This is a genomic window from uncultured Thiothrix sp., assembly GCF_937873765.1.
Taxonomy (GTDB): domain Bacteria; phylum Pseudomonadota; class Gammaproteobacteria; order Thiotrichales; family Thiotrichaceae; genus Thiolinea.
Window position 1 is genome coordinate 78,842 of the sequence record NZ_CALMZC010000055.1, and the last position, 20,862, is coordinate 99,703.

Genomic DNA, 20,862 nt, shown 5'->3' on the forward strand with positions numbered 1-20,862 from the left:
CCTTTCTCTTAGGCTTTCCTGACCAATTCCATCCGCAGTGGCTCTTGGGAAATATGGTAGATATATTCTTTACCCGGGTCTTCGCGTAGTACACAGACTTGTGGCTCAATCGGTAGTTCGCGACCTTGACGCGCTACAATCGCAGCTAAAGTGATACTGGCCGGACGGCCATAATCAAACAGCTCATTCATTGCCGCTCGAATGGTACGACCTGTATGAATAATGTCATCGACTAAAATAATATGCCGATCTTCTAAACTCAAGGGTAAGCGCGAAGGTTCGGTCTGTACTGGTAGGCCGGTACGATTATAGTCATCGCGATAAAAGCTAATATTTAAAGTCCCTAAATCTTCAGTAAGCTGTAAGCGCTCATGCAACACTTCGGCGAGCCAAACACCAGAACGCTCAATTCCGACTAACAAAGGGTCAATAATTTGATGTTCGCTTAGGTAGGTTTTCAGTTGCTCAGCGAGCTGGGTGAGTAAATTAGGTAAATTATAGTTGTTATTGCTGGGCATAATCGTGCATCCAATTTTCTAAAATAATCGCTGCTGCCAATTGATCGATTTCTTCCTTGCGAATTTTGCGTTTACGACCCGCTTGGCGTGCACTCTTCAAAAGCTGTTCTGCTTCTCGAGAGGATAACTGTTCGTTTGCAGTCTGCACAGGGAGCTTAGTGCGCTTTTCGAGTTCACGACAAAACTTTAGGATGCTTTCCTGCATACTGCTATCAGAACCATCTAATTTTCGTGGCATACCAACGACTAAAACTTGCGGACGCCATAATTGAATTAAACGCTCAATGCTCCCCCAATCTGGTTGATGATTTTGGGAATATAAAACGGTTTCTGGGGTTGCTAAACCAGTGAGTGTATTGCCAACGGCAACGCCAGTACGATTCAAGCCAAAGTCAAAACCTAAGACTGTAATCGACATTAACCGTGCCCAGCCACCGAGCCTAGTAAATTCACATCAATTCCTAGAGTAGAAGCCGCTCCCCGCCAACGATGTGGATAGGGCATCTCGAAAAGAATGGAGTTTTTAGCATCACAGGTGAGCCAGGCATTCTCTTTGATTTCTTGCTCTAATTGCCCCGGACTCCAGCCCGCACAGCCTAATACCAGAAGAAATTGATCAGGACCATCACCCGCCGCAATATCGACAAGAATATCTCGTGAGGAGGTAATCGATAGATTCTCCGCGATATGCAAAGTACTTTCCCAAGCACGATTGGTGTTATGCAGCACAAAGCCTTGCTCCGCTTGCACGGGGCCACCACTCATCGCGACTCGATTAGCCAAGCGAACATCGTTCACTTCAATATCTAATTGAGATAGTAGCTCACCAAAAGTCACTTCTAGGGGACGATTAATGGTCACACCAAAAGCACCTTGCTCATCATGCTGGCAAATTAAGGTCACCGTGTGATCAAAATTTGGATCATGCATACTGGGCATAGCAATCAGCAAATTATTACGCAAATTAGAAATGGCCTGCATAGACTCTATTCTGTGTTGAAAGTACCGCTATGGAAAATCCAAGTGCGGGTGATATTTAATTGATCCCATTTTTTACGAATGTCTGCGGGCAAAGGCGGATAAGGAGAAGCTAAACGCACAATGCGTAGCGCGGCTTTATCCAGCACATTGAAGCCCGATGATACATCAATTTGACTATCGACTACACGCCCTGCATGATCAAGCGTCACATTCAAAATCAGCTTCCCGCTCATATTGCGGCGAATAGCTTCCTCAGGGAAGTTAATATTACCAATGCGCTCGATCTTCTTGATCCAGCTATCAATATACTCGGCTTCTACCGCACTTTTAGCACTCACCGCATCAATGAAATGAATCCGCGGACGCCGTGCATATTGGGCTTCTGCAGCATCTACTTCTGCTAATAGTTGTGCAATTTCTTGTGCACTATCTGCGGTTATCTCTGTAATCAGATCATGCATTGTATCAGGTTGATCGGGTTCTTTACTTAGCTCAGTGAAAGTCGCCGCTTTAGTCGTCAGTATTTGTGGATCAAGTTTAGACTGCAAATCTTCAGTGCTAGCTTCTGACTGAAGCGGTGCTTCACCCTCATTATTTTGCGACAATAAAGAGGCTAGCGGACTGCGCGGTTTATTGTCTTCATCCTCAGTTCCACTGGCTTCCTGATTGGCTTGAGCCAAGAAATTGACTTCTTTCGGTGTGACCTCACTAGGCGTTTGCACAAGCGTAATATCTAGAGCCGGAGGTATCGCTAAACGCGGTAGAACGATAGGCGCAAACGAAATGCCAAAAATAATAGCCGCATGCACTGCCAGCGCTAAGGGCAGCGTTTTGATCAAAGGAGTATGATTCGGTGCGTAAATCGCCTCGTTCATTTACATTGTCTATTTAGGTAGCTAAATGATTCTATTATTTGAGCCACAAACAGCCCTTGGTTATTTACCCTATCTAGTTTAATACTAACATTAGACGTTTTAGATAGGTAGCTTTCTCTTAAAGGCTTATTTTCTGGGCGGTGTTGGCGTGCTCAAAATATCCGCCAGCCGATAACCATCATGCGCATTTAAAATATGCTGACCTTCACTAAACATGGTTTCAGTGTGTCCAGTTAAAGCAAACACATTTTGCATGTTTTGACTGTGTGCAGGCACTACAAAGTCACTAGATTCAGGGCTTTTACTAGTACGCACAATCGACACGTAGCGCATCGCAGGATGGGCTTGATGATTTAGCCAATATAAGAAAGTGCCGGGGCGCTCTTCACGTAATTCAGTGTAAAGCTGCCTAGAGTGTGGTAAGTCTATGCCCATACCTGCAGCCAGTTCAGCTAAGGGCGTATCAATCGCCACTTCTGATAAATCAGCCCAAGGGGTACCGGTATGCGGAGTAGCAATCGTAATTAAAGTATTCACTGGTACAGTATTTAGAGCAACTAACCAATAACGTCCCACTAGACCGCCTGCAGAATGACCAGCCAAAGAGATTGGCTCTTTACGCTGCGCGGAGATCAATTGCAAATACTGATCTAAAACCCCCGCTTGTTGAGTAATCGAGAGTTGATTAGGTAGCTCGAGGGTATAAAGGACTTTTTTTGGGCGCTTAGTTAAGTGTGTACTATTCATAATTCCACGCGGAGTTAAGACTAAATTGCCACCATCCACCCACCCTGAAGACTGCAACGCTGAGGTCACGTGCTGAAAGCGCCAAGCCATCCCTTGTTCTTGAAAGCCGGGGATTAACACTAAAGTTTCTGCCTGAGCTAGTGTGCTCAATAAAGCTAATGTGAGTGTAGCTAGACGCGTAAACAACTTCATATTTTACCCTTATCGGTTAAAGCAGCTATTTACTGCTAGTATAGAGTTTTCCTTAGTTTGACTACTGTTAATGACGATTCACTGTATTGCCTTTGATTTAGACGACACGCTCTGGGATTGCCAAAGCGTCATCGAATATGCCGAACAAGTGATGTATCGTTGGCTGCAAGCTTACTATCCTATTATTAGCCAGCACTATCCTTGTTTAGATAGCCTAGTGGCAAATCGAATAGCTTATGTTAGTCAGCATCCTGAGTTACAGCATGATTTGACTGCTTTACGTACCGATTGGTTGCAACAGCTCTTAGCAGAAAGTGCTTATAACCCAGCTCATGCTGAGCAAATTTTCCAAATATTTTGGCAAGCGCGCAATCAGGTAAAGTTTTTTCCAGAGGTTTTACCCAGTTTAGAACGTTTAGCACAAAACTATGCTTTAGGCGTCATTACCAATGGCAACGCGGATGTACATCATATCGGTATTGGGCATCTATTTGAGTTTGCCTTGAACTCTGCCAAAGCGGGTGTTTCCAAACCTCATCCTGCTATCTTTCAGCAAGCTTTAAATAAACTTCAATTAGAGCCACATCAAATGGTTTACGTTGGTGATGACCCAGAAAAAGATGTGATTGGCGCTCAACAAGTTGGTTTACGTACTATTTGGTTCAACCCTCAACGACGGGAGCCACCTTTGGGACTAAAGCCAGATGCAATTATGACGAATTTTGCTGAAATAGAAGCACTACTTAAATTATTATAAATGCTTCTAAGGGCGTTCGTACTCACTAGAATAATTTATAACCGCCAATCGCTTCATGGATGAAGACGGATAGGATATTTCAGTATGCAACACAGCCAAACCGTCAACTCTAAATCACGTGACCTCGATACTTGGGTACGGCGTTTATGGGTTTCAAACCAAGAGCGTGATTTAGACTTGCTCTATAGAGCGATCAAGCCTTTATTGGATCGTGGTGAATGTGAGCCACTCCAACCTTGCGGCTTAGATGTGGCTGAAAACCTGCGCTTAATTGAAGCCGAGCAACTTACTTTATTAGCCGCTTTGCTCTCCGATCCTTTATATGCCGATGCTTTAAAGCAGGGTGCGATTGAGCGCGAATATGGCAATCAGGTGAGTCGCGTTTGTTTTGGCATGTGGAGTTTGCATTCCTTCCGTGAAAATACCGCTGCAGCCGCTGACCCTACGCAAAAAGAACAAGCCGAATTAGTCCGCAATATGTTGCTCTCAATGGTAGGTGATATGCGGGCTGTGCTGATCAAATTGGCTTGGCAATTACAATATTTGCGTCTGTTAGCGCGTGAAAATTTAGGACCTATCCATACACATGCCGCTAATCTAACCATGATGCTGTTTGCGCCTTTAGCCAATCGTTTAGGAATCAGCCAGATTAAATGGGAGTTAGAGGATTTATCTTTCCGTTTTCTAGAGCCACAGCAATATAAAAGTATCGCCAAAGCCTTAGCCAATACACGTCTGCAACGTGAAAACTATATTAATGACTTTATTCACACTATTCGCATGATGCTGGCCGAAACAGATATTAAAGCCACAGTCTATGGTCGCCCCAAGCATATTTATAGCATTTGGAAAAAAATGCAGCGTAAGCAAGTACCGATTGATCAGCTTTATGACTTACGGGCGATTCGGATTATTGTTGACGACAACGACCTTTGCTATGAAGTTCTGAGTATGGTGCATGCCCGATGGCCCCATATTCAAGAGGAATTTGATAATTATATTGCGCATGCCAAATCCAATGGCTATCAATCCATCCATACTGTAGTCATTGGCCCCCAAGATCGTGCGGTTGAAATTCAAATTCGTACCCACGATATGCACCAGTTTGCAGAGCTGGGGGTTGCAGCTCATTGGCGCTACAAAGAAGGCGGTCGCTATGATCGGAATTTAGAACGGGTGATTAACTCCATGCGCCGCCTCTTAGAGGCTGACATTGATGATAGTGAGTTACTTGAGGATTTTCAGGCAGAGTTATTTTCAGATCGGGTCTTTGTGGTAACGCCTAAAGGTAAAGTTATTGATTTAATCAAAGGTGCGACACCGATTGATTTTGCCTATGCGATTCATACCGATATTGGGCATCGCTGTCATAGTGCACGAGTGAATGATCGATTGACCTCACTCAACTATGAGCTAAAAAATGGTGATAAGGTTGAGATTATCACTAACAAAGAACCGCGTCCGAAAATGAACTGGCTGAATAGCAGCCTTAATTTCATCAAAGCCCCGCGGACTCGGCAAAAAATCAACCACTGGTTCCGCCAGCAAAATCACGAGCGTAATTATCAAGAAGGCCTTGCGATTTTAGATCGTCAGAAGCATTTACTGAATTTTCCTAATCTTAAGCCGCATGACTTATATCAGCAATTCGGCCGACAAAACGAGCGTGATTTTTTGATCGCTTTAGGCCGGGGTGATATTACACCCAAGCAATTTGCTGATTCTCTGATTCGCTCTCGTTCTACTGAAATTCCACTGCGCAAAATCAAAAAGGTGGCACCGACTAAGCCGGTGGGGGGAGTAAGCGTGCAGGGTGTCTCCGATTTAGTCACTCAAATCGCTCAATGTTGTCAACCTCTGCAGGGAGAAGGGATTATTGGCTATATCACAATTGGCCGTGGTGTCTCAGTGCATCGCACAGATTGTAAAAATATTCTACATTTAAACGATGAGCAGAAAAAACGTTTAGTCGATGTGAGTTGGCGAGGGGGAACCATGGATTATGCAGTGGATATTCAAGTTTCTGGGGAGAACAAACCGGGTCTAGTGCGTGATGTAGCGGATGTTTTAGCACGCCTAAATATCAATATTCATGAAATTAATACTCTACCGCGTGAAAATGACGAGGTATCGTTTATTAACTTAACTATTCAAATTCAGGATATCGAGCAATTGTCTGAGGTGTTGGAGCGCCTGATGCAATTACCTTCAGTCCAAGATGCACAACGGCGTTCTTAATCAATCTTTTAAAAACTTACGCGCACAGAGGTGGTTTGCCCGGCGCGTAAAATAGTCAAATCCGCGCTAGCACTACTCATTAAACCCTGCATCGCCTGCAAACTGGAGGAGTTGCTGTTCAAAGGTGTGCCATTGATGCCAGTAACGATATCGCCTGCCTGCAAACCAGTTTGTCTAAATAAAGCCTCATTCTGCCCAGGCACTACTCTAAAACCGGTTAATTGACCTTTCTCAGAAACAGGGCTGGGGCGAACCACTTCTAAAAGCTTTAAATTATTTTGTGCTACTTGCTGACGAAAGCTGCTGAGATCAGATGCACTACCTGCATTTGCTTCAGGGTCTATTTGTGGTTGCGGTACTTGAGGGGGGGCTGCACCAGGCACCAAAGGCGCTTGTTGTGCTTTACCCTCTTCTTCTATTTCTTCTTGTTGTAGTTTTTGCTGTTCGATCTCTTGCTGTTGTAACATTAGTTGATCAGGTACCATTTCAGGCTCTGGTTCAGGTATATACTCCTCAACTGGAGCTGCCTGAACACCGGATCTGGTAGATTCAGCTAATTTGGGCATGCTTAAAGTTTCAATTTTGCCTTGCCAGCTAATTTCTACTTTATCGTAAAAAACCTTTTCTAAAGTAATACCATTACTCTCGCCAATCGTCTCACCCACGCCTACGACTTTCTGATTAGCGCCATTTACTTCTATCACAGCTACCCCACTTTTATTAGGCAGTGCGTAAACACCTACTAGTCTTAAAGGCACACGAGGAGCTTGTCGAGCAGGTGTCGGTTTGGACGTAGGGACTGGAGTCGGTGCTTGGGGTGGCTGATAAACACCTAATAAATGATAATTTGCTAATTCTTGTCCAATGTCGGTGGCACTGGCGGTAGCTGGAATCACTTCGACCGCTGGAGCAATTTCAGTTTGATTGGCTGCGTGGATAGCTGCAGGATCGGCGGGAAATAAAGTCCATGTCAGGCGAGCTAAGAGAAAACCACTGAGTATGACTAATAAAAAGGTCACATGATCAGGAAGTTTTTCCAGCATACGATCCAACAGTTGTTGTTGCTTAAGCTTTTGCATAGATCAAACCTGTGCAGTCAAAAATCAACCTTATAATATGCACGATACCAGCTTATAAACCGACTTATGCCTTCATTAATGGAAGTGCTAGGTCGATAGCCGACAGCCTTTACTAAATCCTCAACATCCGCAAAAGTGTCAGGGACATCACCGGGTTGCAAGGGTAGAAGATTTAGCTGTGCTTTTCTACCTAAATGTGACTCCAGTGCAACAATATAATCAAGCAGCTCAATTGGTTGTTGTTGCCCTATATTATAGACTCGCCACGGCGCAGAACTACTACTTGGATCAGGTTTTTTGCCATTCCATGCGGTATTTTTGACGGCGGGTTGGTCTAGCACATGAATCACACCCTCCACAATGTCATCAATATAAGTAAAGTCACGACGATGTTTACCATAATTATAAACATCTATGGCCTTGCCCGCTAAAATAGCCTTAGTAAATTTAATAGGGGTCATATCGGGGCGACCCCAAGGGCCATAAACCGTAAAAAAGCGTAAACCAGTAGTTGGCAACGCATATAAGTGTGAGTAAGCATGTGCCATCAGTTCATTCGCTTTTTTAGAGGCGGCATATAATGATAACGGATGGTCGACATTATCATGCACTGAATAAGGCATGGCTTCATTGGCACCATAGACGGAACTGGAAGACGCATAAACCAGATGCTTAATTTTTTGCTGGCGACAGCCTTCGAGAATATGCGCAAAACCGACCAGATTACTATCAATATAAGCGAGTGGGTTTTCTAAGGAGTAACGCACACCGGCTTGGGCGGCTAAATGTACTACGCTATCAAACTGCTGGTCAGCAAATAACTGTGCTATCCCTTCACGATCGGCTAGATCCATTTTTATGAATTGAAAACGCTGTTCGCTATCTTGTGCGCGAATCTGCTGTAAACGATCCTGTTTTAACTCAACTGAATAGTAACTATTTAGATTGTCCAAGCCGACAACGCTATCGCCACGTCTTAATAATGACAGGGCTACATGCATGCCAATGAAACCGGCAGCACCTGTAACAAGCACATGCATTGCTAAAATTCCTCAGTTTGACTGGGTTAGCAGTGTAGCTACTTCTCTGTACTTCTCGGCAGTTTTTGCGACAATCGCGCTAGGCAGACTGGGACCCGGATAGGTTTTGTCCCAATCGAGGGTTTCTAAATAGTCACGCACGATTTGTTTATCAAACGAAGGCGGGTTTTTGCCAACTCGATATTCATCAGCTGCCCAGAAACGCGAGGAGTCAGGGGTGAGAATTTCATCAATCAAGACTAATTGGCCTTGCTCATCTAAACCAAACTCGAATTTGGTATCCGCAATAATAATCTTGTGTTCTAAAGCATAAGCAGCGGCACGCTGATATAGCTCAATGCTCACTTGACGCATTTGCGTAGCTAAGTTTTTACCAATTTTCTCTTCGACTTGGGTATAACTGATATTGATGTCATGTAGACCTACATCGGCTTTGGTCGATGGCGTGAAGATAGGTTCAGGTAATTGCTGCGCCATTTGCAAACCGCTGGGTAAAGGTAAGCCGCAGACAGTTCCCGTTTGTTGATAATCTTTCCAGCCTGAGCCAATTAAATAGCCCCGCACAATCGCTTCGACCGGCAAGGTTTTTAGACGTTTTACCAACATACTGCGCCCTGTCAGCATCTGCTTTTCTTCAGCACTCAACGGCAAATCATCTAAACTTAAGTCACTTAAATGATTGGGTACGATGTCTTTAAGTTTTTCAAACCAAAACAATGCCACTTGGGTAAGAATTTTGCCTTTGTCAGCCACTCCAGTAGGTAACACTACATCGAAGGCCGAAAGGCGATCAGTGGCTACAATCAACATATGTTGATCACCAATCGCATAAATATCACGCACTTTACCCCGCGCTAGCAGGGGTAAGTTTTGTAGACTTGTTTCAAGGACAGGGGCAAGTGAATTTGACGTAGTGACAGATTGGCTCATTGCTGCATAAAGTAGTGAGAAATGGATTAAGCCGTTATACTATCAGATTTTTCGTTTCATAAGGGTAGCAAGATGATGCAACCTCTCGTAGGGGTGGTCATGGGCAGCAATAGCGACTGGAAAGTCATGTCCAAGACCGTTGAACTGCTAGAGCAGTTTGGGGTAGCGCACGAATATAAAGTCGTGTCGGCACATCGTACTCCCGACTTGCTGTTTGAATATGCCAGCACCGCACAAATTCGGGGGTTACAATGTATTATTGCGGGTGCAGGTGGTGCCGCTCATTTACCGGGTATGTTGGCAGCTAAGACGCAGATTCCCGTATTAGGTGTACCGGTGCCTTCACGCTATTTGAATGGACAAGACTCTCTCTATTCGATTGTACAGATGCCCAAAGGCATTCCGGTGGCAACCTTTGCGATTGGTGAAGCGGGGGCAGCCAATGCAGCCTTATTCGCGATTGCACAGTTAGCTTTACAAGATCAGGCTTTAGCGCAGCAATTAGCTGATTTCCGTGAGGTACAACGCGAATTTGCCTTGAATATGCCCTTACCGCCCCCTGCGGAATAGGCGCTAGTATTTAAACCCCTATCTTTAAATTGAGTGGCACATTAATGCTTCTTCCCGGTTCGACAATTGGTATGCTCGGTGGTGGGCAGTTGGGGCGCATGTTTACGATAGCAGCGCGCACTTTGGGTTACAAAGTGATTGTGCTCGAGCCAGACCCTTTAAGCCCTGCGGGTCAACTGGCTGATCAGCATCTGTGTGCCGCTTATGATGATCAGCAAGCTTTGCGGCAGTTTGGTGAGCAATGCGATGTCGTGACTACTGAATTTGAAAATATCCCCGCCCATACTTTGGAATTTTTAACTCAATTTTGCCCCGTGCGCCCTTCTGCAAGTGCCGTACAAGTCACCCAAGACCGTATCGTCGAAAAAGAGTTTGTGCGTAGTTGTGGTTTGTCACCTGTCCCCTTTGCGCCGATTCGCCAACTAACGGACATTCCGCAGGCTTGTAGCCAAATCAAGTTTCCAGCCATTCTAAAAACAGTACGTTTAGGCTATGACGGTAAAGGTCAAATCACGGTTAATCATCCAAGTGAGGTCGAATCAGCTTTTCAGCAGTTCAAAGCGGTAGCTTGTGTACTGGAGCAGCGTATCGAGCTAGAAAAAGAAATTTCAGTGGTATTAGCGCGTAACTTAGAAGGCGAAATGCATTGTTTCCCGGTTGCTGAAAATTTGCATCGCAATGGCATTTTGCATCAAACGATTGTTCCTGCTCGAATTAGTGATGCTTTAGCTGAGCAGGCTAAACAGGTGGCACAAAGTATCGCTGCTAAATTAGGATTTATTGGTGTGATGGCGGTTGAGTTTTTTGTTACCCAGCAAGGCGAGTTACTAGTGAATGAAATGGCACCGCGTACCCATAACAGTGGTCATTATACTTTAGATGCTTGTGTCACCTCGCAATTCGAGCAACAAGTACGCATGGTCTGCGCATTACCTTTTGGTGATACTCGTTTACATACGCCAGTCGTGATGATGAATCTTTTGGGGGATTTATGGGGGAGCAGCCAACCTGTTTGGGATGAGCTCCTAAAAAGTCCAAGTAGCAAGCTGCATTTATACGGTAAACATGCAGCGCGGTCAGGGCGAAAGATGGGGCATTTCTGTATGCTACATCCGGATATAAATATTGCTATCCTTGAAGCTGATCGTATTTTTTCCAATTTACCGCAGGTTTAAAATATGACGAATAGCAATTATTTACGCGAGATTCGTCAGGATATTCGCTTTGAAACAGAGTTATGTGAGCATAAATTTACTTTTCTAAGTACATGGGGAATTTTTTCACCACGCGAGATTGATGAAGGAACAGATTTGCTCCTGAAATATTTAGAAATTAATCCCAGTGATGATTGCTTTGACTTAGGTTGTGGCTATGGCCCGGTAGGTTTAGTGATGGCGAAGTTAGCACCCCAAGGGAAAACCTTGATGGTCGATAAAGACTTCATGGCCGTTGAGTATAGCAATCGTAATGCGCAATTAAACAAGTTACCGAATGCTCAGGCAGTGCTGAGTAATGGTTTCCAGCACATTGATCCTAGTTTACGCTTTGATGTGATTGCCTCGAATATTCCTGCCAAAGTCGGCAAGGAAATGATGACGATTCTACTGCATGACATGAAAAAGCATCTAAAGCCCCACGGGCGTATCTATTTAGTTACTATTAATGGTTTGCGCGAGTATATGAAGCGCAATTTGCAAGAGGTACTCGGTAATTATAGCAAGCTCAAGCAGGGCAAAAACTACACCATTTCTTACAGTGAGCAGCGTTAAGTAGGCTTATCGCTTGTTGTTTCCACTTCGTCCTGAAATATAAATTATTTGCTGAACAAAATAATCTATTAACAATGTCTGAACTATACTATTTATTGTCCGCGACTTAGCAGTGGACTTTATCGATCTTATAATGAGGAGTATCACATGGGTGTCGTTGAAATTTTAATCATGCTGGCGATTGGTGCTGTAGCAGGTTGGTTAGCAGGCAACCTGATTCGTGGCGGCGGCTTTGGTTTGATTGGCAATATTATCGTTGGTTTAATCGGCTCAGTTATCGGTACTTTCGTGGGTGGTATGGTAAGTGGTGCGTTAAATTTAAATATTCCAGGGATTGTAGGTGCTATTATTTGGGCCACGATCGGCGCGGTTTTACTCTTATTTATTATCAGCTTGTTTAAACGAGTGTAGTTGTATTTCTAGCTGAGCAAGCACTTATTGATATGCTGCTTGCTCAGTTCTAACCACTGTTCGCGATTTTTTTTCTAAACTTTCTAATCCTTCAGCTTTAAACTCAAGTTTTATACTTCTCTCGCTTGCCTGATCAGGGTAAAGTGAAAGGCTTTCCTTATATTTTCACCGCAGGACTACAACAATGGCTGACGAATTATCCCAAGCTGCTTTGGATTATCACCGCTATCCAATGCCCGGCAAGCTAGAAGTTACCCCTACTAAAAATATGGTCAACCAACGTGATCTAGCCTTGGCTTATTCGCCGGGGGTGGCGGCGGCGAGCTTAGCGATCGCAGAAAACCCCGCTTGTGCAGCGGATTACACTACACGCGGAAATTTAGTTGCGGTTATTTCTAATGGTACGGCAGTCTTAGGTTTAGGTTCGATTGGTGCTTTAGCCTCTAAGCCAGTGATGGAAGGAAAAGCGGTTCTCTTTAAAAAATTCGCGGGGGTGAATGCTTTCGACATTGAAGTGGATACGCTTGATGTGGATCGCTTCGTCGATGCAGTGAGCCTTTTAGAACCCACCTTCGGAGGAATTAACCTCGAAGATATTAAAGCCCCTGAATGTTTCGAAGTGGAAAAACGCTTAAAAGCAAAAATGAAAATCCCCGTTTTCCACGATGACCAACATGGTACGGCGATTTGTGTAGCTGCAGCGATTCGTAATGGTTTGAAAGTTGCAGGGAAAAATCTCGATGAGGTGAAATTAGTCTGTTCAGGTGCGGGGGCTGCAGCGATTGCGTGCTTGAACCTACTCGTGCAAATGGGCTTAAAGAAAGGAAATATCACAGTCAATGATCGCTTTGGCATCATTTACAAAGGTCGTGTCGATGAAATGAACCCCTACAATTCAGCGTATGCCATTGAGACTGAAGCACGCACGCTGGATGATGTGATGGATGGGGTGGATGTATTCTTAGGGTTATCAGCACCACGTGTCCTCAAGCAAGATCACGTAAAGCGGATGGCACCGAATCCCTTGATCCTAGCTTTAGCGAATCCAGAGCCTGAGATTCGTCCTGAGTTGGTTCACGAAGTACGTAGTGATGCCATTATGGCGACCGGACGTAGTGATTACCCCAATCAAGTGAATAATGTTTTATGCTTCCCCTTCTTATTCCGCGGTGCTTTGGATGTGGGTGCGACTGAAATTAATGAAGCCATGAAGATTGCCGTCGTGGAAGCTATTGGCGATTTAGCCATGCGTGAAGCTTCAGACACGGTTGTAGCAGCCTATGGCGGTAAAGCTTTCAGTTTCGGGCGTGAGTATTTAATCCCTAAGCCTTTCGATCCGCGCTTAATGACTATTATCCCGCCACGTGTGGCGAAAGCGGCTATGGAAACCGGCGTAGCTACTCGACCGATTGAAGACTTTGATGCTTATCAACGTCAATTAGAAACCTTCGTGTTCCGTACCGGTATGACCATGAAGCCGGTCTTCGAGCTGGCTAAAGGCAATCCCCAGCGGATTGTGTTTGCTGAAGGTGAATCACAGCGTGTCATAAATGCAGTACAAATCCTAGTCGATGATGGCATTTGTAAACCAATTCTGTTGGGTGACCCAGTTAGTATTCAGCAGAATATTGATAATTATGGTCTGCGCTTAAAAGTCGGCGAAAATATTGAAGTGATTGATCCACGCAATAATCCAGAATATCAAAAGCACAAAGCTGCTTATTACGAATTGATGTGTCGGAAAGGGATTACGCCCTCTTACTCTAAACGAGTGATTGCTACTCGAAACACCGCTTTAGCTGCAATTATGGTTCGTTCTAGTGATGCCGATGCAATGATTTGTGGGGTGGAGGGTAACTTCATTTCGCATTTACGCTATGTGCGTGATTTAATTGGTGCACGTGCTGGTTTGGTGGATGTGGCAGCGGTTACGATGCTAATCCTCAAACGCGGTACTTATTTCCTCACCGATACCCATGTTGGTGTCAATCCGACAGCTGCACAAATCGCGGATAATACTGCATTGGCCGCTGAGTTAGTCAGTGGCTTTGGGATGGAGCCAAAAGCAGCCCTATTGTCGCATTCTAATTTTGGTAGCCGCCAAAACGAACATTCAGAAAAAATGCGTCAAGCCCTACAAATTTTACGCGATAAATATCCCGATTTATTAGCCGAAGGTGAAATGCATGCGGATGCTGCTTTATCCCAAGAAATTCGCGACCGTTTATTCAAGAATTCAGCCTTCACTGGTGAAGCGAATCTGTTGGTTTGCCCATCTTTGAATGCCGCAAACATTGCCTACAATATGACGAAAATGCTGGCAGATGGTTTACCCGTAGGGCCGATGCTCGTGGGTACTAACTATCCAGCCCATATTCTGACTGAAAGTACCACCGTGCGTGGGATTGTGAATATGGCTGCTTTTGCAAGCCTCGATGCGATGAATCGTCGGCGTTAAGTACCTTGGGATACCTCCCTTCTTAGAGGTATCCCTCAACTCGTTGGGCTTGTCTTTGTTTTCGCATAGCGTGCTAAAAATCGATCTAATTGATTAGCGAATGCTTGGCGATCTTGTTGGTTTAACGCGGCGGGTCCACCCGTAATAGCACCGCTACTGCGTAACTCTTCCATTAGATTCCGCATTCTTAAGCGCTCACGCATATTTTCTGGCGTATAAAACTCACCGCGTGGATTCAACGCATGCGCTTGGCGATCAATGACTTGAGCGGCTAAGGGAATATCAGCGGTAATGACCAAATCCCCCTTCTTCACACTTTGGGCAATGTAGTTGTCAGCCATATCAAAACCTGCACTCACTTGTTTGGTTTTAATAAACGCCGAACGTGGGATGCGCAAGGGCTGATTGGCCACTAAAATAACGTCGATCTTTTGTCGCTCAGCCGCCCGGAAGAGAATTTCTTTAATCACATTGGGACAAGCATCAGCATCTACCCAGATTTGCATACCCATTTCCTTTAATCACTCAATTTTTAGCGAATCATAGCGCTTAAAACCAGTAACTTACCATGCATGGCTAGACAGCTTATTTGCATAACGTACAATTCATTCATGGACATATCACCAATTCTTAATTCCCTGAATCCGCCGCAGCGTGAGGCTGTAGGTGCTCCGCCGAAACCTATTCTTGTCTTAGCGGGTGCAGGTAGTGGTAAAACTAAGGTTTTAGTGCATCGCATTGCTTGGCTCTTAGAAGTAGAAGGGGTTTCGCCGTTCAGTATTTTAGCTGTGACTTTCACCAATAAAGCCGCGAATGAAATGCGGGGGCGAATTCAGGATTTGCTAAATGTACAAGTGGGTGGTTTGTGGGTGGGAACCTTCCACGGCTTAGCGCATCGCTTATTGCGTTTACATTGGCGTGAAGCGGGATTGCCGCAAACCTTCCAAATTCTCGATTCAGAAGATCAACTGCGCATGCTCAAGCGCATCCTTAAAGCGCTAGACTTAGATGAAACTCGCTGGCCACCGCGCCAAGTCGCAGGCTTCATTAACAGCCGCAAAGATGAGGGCTCACGCGCTCAGCATCTCGATGATCGGGGTGACCTTGTACAAGCGCAGTTGATTCGTGTGTATAGCCTGTATGAGGAGCAATGCCAGCGCAATGGCGTGGTGGATTTTGCCGAATTGCTGCTACGTTCGCTCGAAGTCTTACGGGATAATCCTGATTTACAAAGCCATTATCGGAATCGCTTCCGACATGTATTGGTCGATGAGTTTCAAGATACCAATGCCTTGCAATACGCTTGGCTGCGCTTGATCGCCGGGCAGAAAAATCCAATTTTTGCCGTCGGGGATGATGACCAATCAATTTATGGTTGGCGGGGTGCAAAGATTGAGAATATCCGCAATTTCACTCACGATTATCCCGACTGTGAAACCATCCGCTTAGAACAAAACTATCGTTCCACCGGCAATATTCTTAAAGCTGCGAATGCCCTGATTGACCATAATCGGGGACGCTTAGGTAAAAATCTGTGGACAGATGGCAGCAATGGCATGCCACTCGATTTATATGCAGCCTTTAATGAACTGGATGAAGCGCGCTATATCGCAGGGCGCATCAAACAATGGGTAGATCAGGGTGCACGCCGTGAAGAGGTAGCGATTCTGTATCGCTCGAATGCACAATCACGGGTATTTGAAAGTGTATTTAACGAACAGCGTATTCCGTATCGGGTTTACGGTGGCTTGCGTTTCTTTGAGCGTGCTGAGATTAAAGATGCACTGGCTTATTTGCGCCTGACTTTAAATCATGCGGATGATCCTTCCCTTGAGCGTATTGTGAATCACCCACCTCGAGGGATTGGTGAGCGTACGGTGGATACTATCCGGCAGTTTGCCCGTGCAGAGGGTCGTGCTATGTGGGAAGTAGCCGAAGAAGCGGCACTTTCTGGGGAGTTTACTCCACGTGCTGCAAATGCCTTGCTGCAATTTATTCATTTAATTAAACAAATGGGTGAGGAAATTCAGCGACTACCTTTAGCTGAGCAAGTAGATACGGTGATTGCGCTAGCTAAATTAAAAGAGCATTTCCTAACTAAAGAAAAGGGTGAGTCTGGTCAAGCACGGGTCGACAACTTAAATGAGTTAATCACCGCTGCTGCGGGCTTCATTCAGGTGCAAACGGATGAATTGCCTGAAATGGATGATCTATCCTCCTTCCTCGCACATGCAGCCTTGGAAGCAGGTGACGGTCAAGGTGAAGCGGGCGAAGATTGTGTACAAATGATGACTTTACACTCAGCCAAAGGTTTGGAGTTTCCTCTAGTTTTTCTCGCCGGTTTAGAAGAAGGACTATTCCCACATCAAATGTCAGCAGATGATCCGGGACGTTTAGAGGAAGAACGGCGGCTTTGTTATGTGGGGATTACACGGGCTGAGCAACAGTTAGTGTTAAGCTATGCCGAGCAGCGTCAATTGCATGGGCAAACCCGATCTAACCCACCTTCGCGCTTTTTGCGTGAGTTGCCAGAAGCGTTGTTGAATGAAGTTCGCCCGAAAGTGCGTACTTATCAAACCAGTTATCGAGCGAGTCATCCTGCCGCTTATAGCTTGCCACGTGGTAGCAAAACCGAAGGCGGCTATAGCATTGGTCAGCGCGTGAGCCATGCTAAGTTTGGTGAGGGAATTATCACGAATGCGGAAGGTGCCGGCCAGCATGCACGAGTGGAAGTCAATTTCAGCGCAGTTGGGCGTAAATGGTTGGTTTTGGCTTATGCAAATTTAGAAAAACTGTAAGTTTTAACGATAAATGCCTTGTTGAATACTCAAGAGGGCATTGACTGCCGCTGCCGCAAACATAATCCCCCCCCAACGCCCCTCAATTAAAATATATTCGACACCTAATTCATCGTAACTTTCTTGTAGAACTTCTTTTCCATATTCAGTGTTAATAAAACCTGAAGGCATAGCAATAATTAAAGAAGGTTTTTCTACCTCCCCTTGTTTTAACAGTTCTAATAAGCGACATAAAGCAGTACTAGAGTAACCAAACACTGTAATGCTATTTTTTAAATAAGGTTTCCATAAATCTACAGCAGTCATAGCACGAGTTTGTTTAGTGCTTTTTGCCATAGAAATAACAGATGATTTATTAATAAAACATAATGGTTCTTGATAGAGCAAACTACTATCTAAATTGCCGCCGAGCATGTCATGGTCATAGAGCATATAGGCATATTTCTTGATAGCTTTTTTGCCTGCTTCGATGGCATGTGGGCTGAATTTAACTCGCTGTGCCAAGGAAGGCTCACCACAAGCACGAATTAAATACAAGACAATTTGTTGCTGATCAGTACTTAACTCTGAGAAATCACTCAACTCGCGGATACGATCCCAGATTTGCACCTCGATTTTCTCGGGGTCGCGAATATATTGCATGATTGTGCTATTACCTAGCTCGCTTTATTGGACGACAAAGTCGAAGTATTGATGCGGATAAGGTTCGTGACGCAGCGTAAAATGCCACCACTCTAGGCCGAAGCCCTGAAAACCATAGCGTTCCATGACTAATTTTAAAAGTAAACGATTGGCACGTTGCTCTGGGGTAAGCTTGGGATAGTCGGGAGCGGAGGCTTTGCCAAAGAAATCAAATTCAGTGCCCATATCCAGTTCTGGATGCGCTGGATTTTGTAAATTGACTAAACTTAAATCGACCGTACTGCCACGCATATGGCTAGAACGTTTAGCAATATAGCCTTGGGCAAATAACTCTGTTTTGCTCAAATCAGGATGAAAACGTGCAGCAATCGCCCGATCTTCGGGCTTATGCTCCCAGCGTAAGAAATGCGCTACCGCACGTTGTGGGCGATAGGCATCAAAAATCTTTAAGCCTAAACCAAACTCCAACAAAGTAGTTTGCACTTGTACTAAGGCTTTAGCCGCTGCAGTGGTGAGGATGGCCTCATTGTTCAGATAGCCATCAACCGTCTCCCCTAGAAAATTATTACTTCCAAAGTAGCGTAGGTCGCGAATAATGGCTGGTGCATACGCCGATAAACGCACAAAACCCGTTGGCAAAGATGTTGTGGTCACTTCACTTTACTGCCTAATAAGCCATCCGTGCGAATCAGGGAACTAATATCTTCGTAAGGAATCGTGAATTCTGTAGGCCCCATCACGTAAGGCGCGACTTCATAACTATTGAAAATAAAGCTTAAGCCATCTCTATTCACGCCGTAATTATCATTCAAGACAAAAGCATTATTCACAAAAGTAAAACCATCTTCCTCAAGGCTAGAATGTTCAGCGAGCTGGCGCGCTTCACGGAAAGCACGTTCACCTTCTACATTTAAAGCGGCTTCATAGCCGGGGTTCATTAGATCATCCAAAGTCACTGGGTTGCCCGTGGCTAAATTCAGTACAATAAATCGGCTGCCATTAAAGGGATGTGCACCACCTGTAAAACCAAACTCCTCAAACAATAAAGTGAGTAAGGTATTGGTATTGTAAACCACTTTGATTTTGCGCTCGATTTCCCAGCTAGAGAAATTATTCACATCATTCTGATAATCTTGAATGAAGTTATCTGCAAAAGCCTCTATTGTTTGGGGAACAGTGGTTTGACTAGGTGCACCGTCAATCGTATCTAGAAGCTGATGCTTAATCAGCTCATTCATTTTGCTGGCTAATTCAGGCTTAGTATCGGAGCTAATTTCTGGATAGCTAAAGCGTACCAATGCGCACAAAACATCCTCGGGTTTAATCCGGATCGTTGCGCTCGGGCATTTAGCCCCACCTTGGCGCTTAAATTCGCGCATTTGATAACTAATACCTAAGGAGGAAGCATTCGCAGTGTCGTTTGCAACTGGGTTGCCACTATCACAAGCAGATAGAACAGATGCCAACAAAAGCATTGGCAAAAAGGGCACTCGCATAAATATTCTCGCTTATAATGGTGCTGTCAGTGATATGAACACCAACAGATAGTCTAGAGTATCAAAGATACTTAGGCTTGCGAAGCTAAAAAACATACTGAGCTAGACTCTTAATCTAAGGGGATAGACGCTCAATTTGCCAGCTATTTTGCTCAGTAAGCCGGTATTCAAAACGATCATGAAGTCGATTCGGACGACCTTGCCAAAACTCCACCGTGTCTGGAATGATGCGAAAGCCACCCCAAAAATCAGGCAATGGAATCTCGCCATGGCTGAATTTTAGCTTCATTTCTTCGAGCTTGGCTTCTAGCAATTTACGTGAACTAATAATGGAGCTTTGCGCTGAAACCCAAGCGCCTAGCTGACTGCCACGTGGGCGGCTAGTAAAGTACTTTAGCGATTCAAGCGTAGACACTTTTTCAACCCGACCCGTGATTTCAACTTGACGCTCTAATTCTTTCCAAAAAAATAGTGCCGCCACTTGTGGGTTTTCGGTGATTTGTTGCGCTTTCTGACTATGGTAATTGGTATAAAATACAAAACCTTGCTCATCAAAGGCCTTCAATAAGACGGTGCGTAAACTGGGTTTGCCTTGAGCTGTCGAGGTGGCAATCTGCATGGCATTGACCTCAGTGATATGTGCTTGATTGGCTTGTTGAAACCAAGTTTCAAATTGTGAAAAAGGATTAGCTGCTAGATTAGCCTTGTTGAGTCCTGCTTGCGTGTATTCGCGTCGTAAAGCTCCGATATCCATGCTGAGTCCCTTAGCGCTTAAAGTCAGGCTTTATTATAGCGCTTAGAACACATAAATAAAAAAGCCAGACACGAGGTCTGGCTAAAAAAGCGCAAAGGAAGGGCTAGAACCTTTGCGCCAATAGGAGTCCAGGCTGGACTCTAGGGGCTAACAACACGAGTAAACTTTATAAACCATAAAAATCAGCAATATACTGTTGTTCTTGCATTGGTACGACTAAGGACGCAGATAGGGGTTGAGGGCTGCTATTGCGTGCTATGGCATACGCTTGTGGCACTGAGCGCTGAGGAGCTACTTGCATCCCCGGAACAGCAACCGTTCTAAAAAAATTTGGCACGATGCCATCTTCTGGGCCGGGTAGGCTTATATGATAGGCTGCGTAAGCTTGTCGCTCCCAGGTTTGGTAAACGGGACTGCTTTGAATGCTGGAACAGCCTACTAATAGCTGGCTAGCCAACACTAGCAACATCAGCCGTTTTGACGGTCTTATTCTTATTGCTTTCATGATGTTTTGGGTCTGTTTGGGTTTGTATAAGCTTATGGTGGCAGAGAATTTTTCTTTATGCATCCATCATTTGGATGAATGGATGGTTCTTTGGATAATTGG

At 44.8% G+C, this 20,862-nt stretch carries 22 protein-coding genes; 8 read left to right on the plus strand and 14 right to left on the minus strand.

Translation table 11 applies throughout. The features are described from left to right. Window positions 1-8 precede the first annotated feature (8 nt). The 5 genes from pyrR to Q0307_RS16370 form a co-directional block, all read right to left on the minus strand. Window positions 9-518 carry a bifunctional pyr operon transcriptional regulator/uracil phosphoribosyltransferase PyrR gene (gene pyrR, locus Q0307_RS16350; protein WP_298662032.1) on the minus strand — a complete coding sequence of 170 codons (510 nt, stop codon included), beginning with the start codon at window positions 516-518 and terminating at the stop codon, window positions 9-11. Then, entirely contained in the window at window positions 505-936 is a 432-nt protein-coding gene (gene ruvX / locus Q0307_RS16355; protein WP_298662034.1) for a Holliday junction resolvase RuvX, read from the minus strand. The genes pyrR and ruvX overlap by 14 nt, the downstream gene beginning before the upstream one ends. Further along, window positions 936-1,499 carry a YqgE/AlgH family protein gene (locus Q0307_RS16360; RefSeq protein WP_298662036.1) on the minus strand — a complete coding sequence of 188 codons (564 nt, stop codon included), beginning with the start codon at window positions 1,497-1,499 and terminating at the stop codon, window positions 936-938. Before Q0307_RS16360 ends, ruvX begins: the two co-directional genes overlap by 1 nt. 5 nt (window positions 1,500-1,504) lie before the next feature. Beyond that, window positions 1,505-2,374, minus strand: a complete 870-nt coding sequence (locus tag Q0307_RS16365) for an energy transducer TonB (RefSeq protein WP_298662037.1) — start codon at window positions 2,372-2,374, stop codon at window positions 1,505-1,507. A gap of 126 nt (window positions 2,375-2,500) precedes the next feature. After that, window positions 2,501-3,313, minus strand: a complete 813-nt coding sequence (locus Q0307_RS16370; RefSeq protein ID WP_298662038.1) for a hypothetical protein — start codon at window positions 3,311-3,313, stop codon at window positions 2,501-2,503. Window positions 3,314-3,383: 70 nt separating this feature from the next. Between Q0307_RS16370 and Q0307_RS16375 the strand changes: the two genes are divergently transcribed. Then, window positions 3,384-4,070, plus strand: a complete 687-nt coding sequence (locus Q0307_RS16375) for an HAD family hydrolase (RefSeq protein ID WP_298662040.1) — start codon at window positions 3,384-3,386, stop codon at window positions 4,068-4,070. A gap of 84 nt (window positions 4,071-4,154) precedes the next feature. Then, window positions 4,155-6,308: a RelA/SpoT family protein gene (locus Q0307_RS16380; RefSeq protein ID WP_298662042.1), complete on the plus strand. Its 2,154-nt coding sequence runs from the start codon at window positions 4,155-4,157 to the stop codon at window positions 6,306-6,308. An 8-nt stretch (window positions 6,309-6,316) separates the two neighbouring features. Here the strand turns inward: Q0307_RS16380 and Q0307_RS16385 are convergent, their stop codons facing one another. From Q0307_RS16385 to Q0307_RS16395, 3 genes are read right to left on the minus strand one after another with little or no spacing between them, the layout of a single operon-like run. After that, window positions 6,317-7,387 carry a type II secretion system protein N gene (locus Q0307_RS16385; RefSeq protein WP_298662043.1) on the minus strand — a complete coding sequence of 357 codons (1,071 nt, stop codon included), beginning with the start codon at window positions 7,385-7,387 and terminating at the stop codon, window positions 6,317-6,319. A gap of 17 nt (window positions 7,388-7,404) precedes the next feature. Continuing rightward, window positions 7,405-8,427, minus strand: a complete 1,023-nt coding sequence (locus tag Q0307_RS16390) for an NAD-dependent epimerase (protein ID WP_298662045.1) — start codon at window positions 8,425-8,427, stop codon at window positions 7,405-7,407. 12 nt (window positions 8,428-8,439) lie between these two features. After that, window positions 8,440-9,357, minus strand: a complete 918-nt coding sequence (locus tag Q0307_RS16395) for a phosphoribosylaminoimidazolesuccinocarboxamide synthase (protein ID WP_298662046.1) — start codon at window positions 9,355-9,357, stop codon at window positions 8,440-8,442. 72 nt (window positions 9,358-9,429) lie between these two features. Between Q0307_RS16395 and purE the strand changes: the two genes are divergently transcribed. The 5 genes from purE to Q0307_RS16420 all read left to right on the plus strand — a co-directional run bounded on the left by purE (window position 9,430) and on the right by Q0307_RS16420 (window position 14,565). After that, on the plus strand, window positions 9,430-9,927 hold the full coding sequence (gene purE, locus Q0307_RS16400; RefSeq protein ID WP_298662048.1) for a 5-(carboxyamino)imidazole ribonucleotide mutase: 498 nt from the start codon (window positions 9,430-9,432) through the stop codon (window positions 9,925-9,927). A gap of 44 nt (window positions 9,928-9,971) precedes the next feature. Next, window positions 9,972-11,102, plus strand: coding sequence for a 5-(carboxyamino)imidazole ribonucleotide synthase (locus Q0307_RS16405; RefSeq protein WP_298662050.1), 1,131 nt, complete (start codon window positions 9,972-9,974; stop codon window positions 11,100-11,102). 3 nt (window positions 11,103-11,105) lie between these two features. Beyond that, on the plus strand, window positions 11,106-11,696 hold the full coding sequence (locus tag Q0307_RS16410) for a methyltransferase (RefSeq protein WP_298662051.1): 591 nt from the start codon (window positions 11,106-11,108) through the stop codon (window positions 11,694-11,696). Window positions 11,697-11,843: 147 nt separating this feature from the next. Continuing rightward, entirely contained in the window at window positions 11,844-12,107 is a 264-nt protein-coding gene (locus Q0307_RS16415) for a GlsB/YeaQ/YmgE family stress response membrane protein (RefSeq protein WP_298662053.1), read from the plus strand. Between the two features lie 184 nt (window positions 12,108-12,291). After that, entirely contained in the window at window positions 12,292-14,565 is a 2,274-nt protein-coding gene (locus Q0307_RS16420; RefSeq protein WP_298662054.1) for an NADP-dependent malic enzyme, read from the plus strand. A 35-nt stretch (window positions 14,566-14,600) separates the two neighbouring features. Here Q0307_RS16420 and Q0307_RS16425 read toward each other — a convergent pair whose 3' ends face one another. After that, window positions 14,601-15,071 (minus strand): YaiI/YqxD family protein, encoded by a 471-nt coding sequence (locus Q0307_RS16425; RefSeq protein WP_298662057.1) that lies wholly within the window; start codon window positions 15,069-15,071, stop codon window positions 14,601-14,603. Window positions 15,072-15,176: 105 nt separating this feature from the next. Here Q0307_RS16425 and uvrD point away from each other — a divergent pair, with 105 nt between their 5' ends. Further along, window positions 15,177-17,363, plus strand: coding sequence for a DNA helicase II (uvrD, locus tag Q0307_RS16430; protein ID WP_298662058.1), 2,187 nt, complete (start codon window positions 15,177-15,179; stop codon window positions 17,361-17,363). A gap of 3 nt (window positions 17,364-17,366) precedes the next feature. On the opposite strand, the gene Q0307_RS16435 is transcribed toward uvrD, so the two are convergent. The 5 genes from Q0307_RS16435 to Q0307_RS16455 all read right to left on the minus strand — a co-directional run bounded on the left by Q0307_RS16435 (window position 17,367) and on the right by Q0307_RS16455 (window position 20,760). Then, window positions 17,367-18,005 carry a precorrin-8X methylmutase gene (locus tag Q0307_RS16435; protein ID WP_298662060.1) on the minus strand — a complete coding sequence of 213 codons (639 nt, stop codon included), beginning with the start codon at window positions 18,003-18,005 and terminating at the stop codon, window positions 17,367-17,369. 24 nt (window positions 18,006-18,029) lie between these two features. Further along, the gene (locus Q0307_RS16440) at window positions 18,030-18,659 is read right to left on the minus strand and encodes a M15 family metallopeptidase (protein WP_298662061.1); all 630 of its coding nucleotides are present in this window, start codon (window positions 18,657-18,659) and stop codon (window positions 18,030-18,032) included. After that, window positions 18,656-19,501, minus strand: a complete 846-nt coding sequence (locus Q0307_RS16445) for a DUF3298 and DUF4163 domain-containing protein (RefSeq protein ID WP_298662063.1) — start codon at window positions 19,499-19,501, stop codon at window positions 18,656-18,658. Before Q0307_RS16445 ends, Q0307_RS16440 begins: the two co-directional genes overlap by 4 nt. A 115-nt stretch (window positions 19,502-19,616) precedes the next feature. Continuing rightward, window positions 19,617-20,255: a pyridoxamine 5'-phosphate oxidase gene (gene pdxH, locus Q0307_RS16450; RefSeq protein WP_298662065.1), complete on the minus strand. Its 639-nt coding sequence runs from the start codon at window positions 20,253-20,255 to the stop codon at window positions 19,617-19,619. A gap of 166 nt (window positions 20,256-20,421) precedes the next feature. After that, the gene (locus Q0307_RS16455; RefSeq protein WP_298662067.1) at window positions 20,422-20,760 is read right to left on the minus strand and encodes a hypothetical protein; all 339 of its coding nucleotides are present in this window, start codon (window positions 20,758-20,760) and stop codon (window positions 20,422-20,424) included. Between the last annotated feature and the right edge of the window lie 102 nt (window positions 20,761-20,862).

What these genes read in the sequence shown, in the direction of transcription:
- pyrR (WP_298662032.1), bottom strand. Translation starts at nt 518, where the DNA reads ATGCCCAGCAATAACAACTATAATTTACCTAATTTACTCACCCAGCTC.
- ruvX (WP_298662034.1), bottom strand. Translation starts at nt 936, where the DNA reads ATGTCGATTACAGTCTTAGGTTTTGACTTTGGCTTGAATCGTACTGGC.
- Q0307_RS16360 (WP_298662036.1), bottom strand. Translation starts at nt 1,499, where the DNA reads ATGCAGGCCATTTCTAATTTGCGTAATAATTTGCTGATTGCTATGCCC.
- Q0307_RS16365 (WP_298662037.1), bottom strand. Translation starts at nt 2,374, where the DNA reads ATGAACGAGGCGATTTACGCACCGAATCATACTCCTTTGATCAAAACG.
- Q0307_RS16370 (WP_298662038.1), bottom strand. Translation starts at nt 3,313, where the DNA reads ATGAAGTTGTTTACGCGTCTAGCTACACTCACATTAGCTTTATTGAGC.
- Q0307_RS16375 (WP_298662040.1), top strand. Translation starts at nt 3,384, where the DNA reads ATGACGATTCACTGTATTGCCTTTGATTTAGACGACACGCTCTGGGAT.
- Q0307_RS16380 (WP_298662042.1), top strand. Translation starts at nt 4,155, where the DNA reads ATGCAACACAGCCAAACCGTCAACTCTAAATCACGTGACCTCGATACT.
- Q0307_RS16385 (WP_298662043.1), bottom strand. Translation starts at nt 7,387, where the DNA reads ATGCAAAAGCTTAAGCAACAACAACTGTTGGATCGTATGCTGGAAAAA.
- Q0307_RS16390 (WP_298662045.1), bottom strand. Translation starts at nt 8,427, where the DNA reads ATGCATGTGCTTGTTACAGGTGCTGCCGGTTTCATTGGCATGCATGTA.
- Q0307_RS16395 (WP_298662046.1), bottom strand. Translation starts at nt 9,357, where the DNA reads ATGAGCCAATCTGTCACTACGTCAAATTCACTTGCCCCTGTCCTTGAA.
- purE (WP_298662048.1), top strand. Translation starts at nt 9,430, where the DNA reads ATGATGCAACCTCTCGTAGGGGTGGTCATGGGCAGCAATAGCGACTGG.
- Q0307_RS16405 (WP_298662050.1), top strand. Translation starts at nt 9,972, where the DNA reads ATGCTTCTTCCCGGTTCGACAATTGGTATGCTCGGTGGTGGGCAGTTG.
- Q0307_RS16410 (WP_298662051.1), top strand. Translation starts at nt 11,106, where the DNA reads ATGACGAATAGCAATTATTTACGCGAGATTCGTCAGGATATTCGCTTT.
- Q0307_RS16415 (WP_298662053.1), top strand. Translation starts at nt 11,844, where the DNA reads ATGGGTGTCGTTGAAATTTTAATCATGCTGGCGATTGGTGCTGTAGCA.
- Q0307_RS16420 (WP_298662054.1), top strand. Translation starts at nt 12,292, where the DNA reads ATGGCTGACGAATTATCCCAAGCTGCTTTGGATTATCACCGCTATCCA.
- Q0307_RS16425 (WP_298662057.1), bottom strand. Translation starts at nt 15,071, where the DNA reads ATGCAAATCTGGGTAGATGCTGATGCTTGTCCCAATGTGATTAAAGAA.
- uvrD (WP_298662058.1), top strand. Translation starts at nt 15,177, where the DNA reads ATGGACATATCACCAATTCTTAATTCCCTGAATCCGCCGCAGCGTGAG.
- Q0307_RS16435 (WP_298662060.1), bottom strand. Translation starts at nt 18,005, where the DNA reads ATGCAATATATTCGCGACCCCGAGAAAATCGAGGTGCAAATCTGGGAT.
- Q0307_RS16445 (WP_298662063.1), bottom strand. Translation starts at nt 19,501, where the DNA reads ATGCGAGTGCCCTTTTTGCCAATGCTTTTGTTGGCATCTGTTCTATCT.
- pdxH (WP_298662065.1), bottom strand. Translation starts at nt 20,255, where the DNA reads ATGGATATCGGAGCTTTACGACGCGAATACACGCAAGCAGGACTCAAC.
- Q0307_RS16455 (WP_298662067.1), bottom strand. Translation starts at nt 20,760, where the DNA reads ATGAAAGCAATAAGAATAAGACCGTCAAAACGGCTGATGTTGCTAGTG.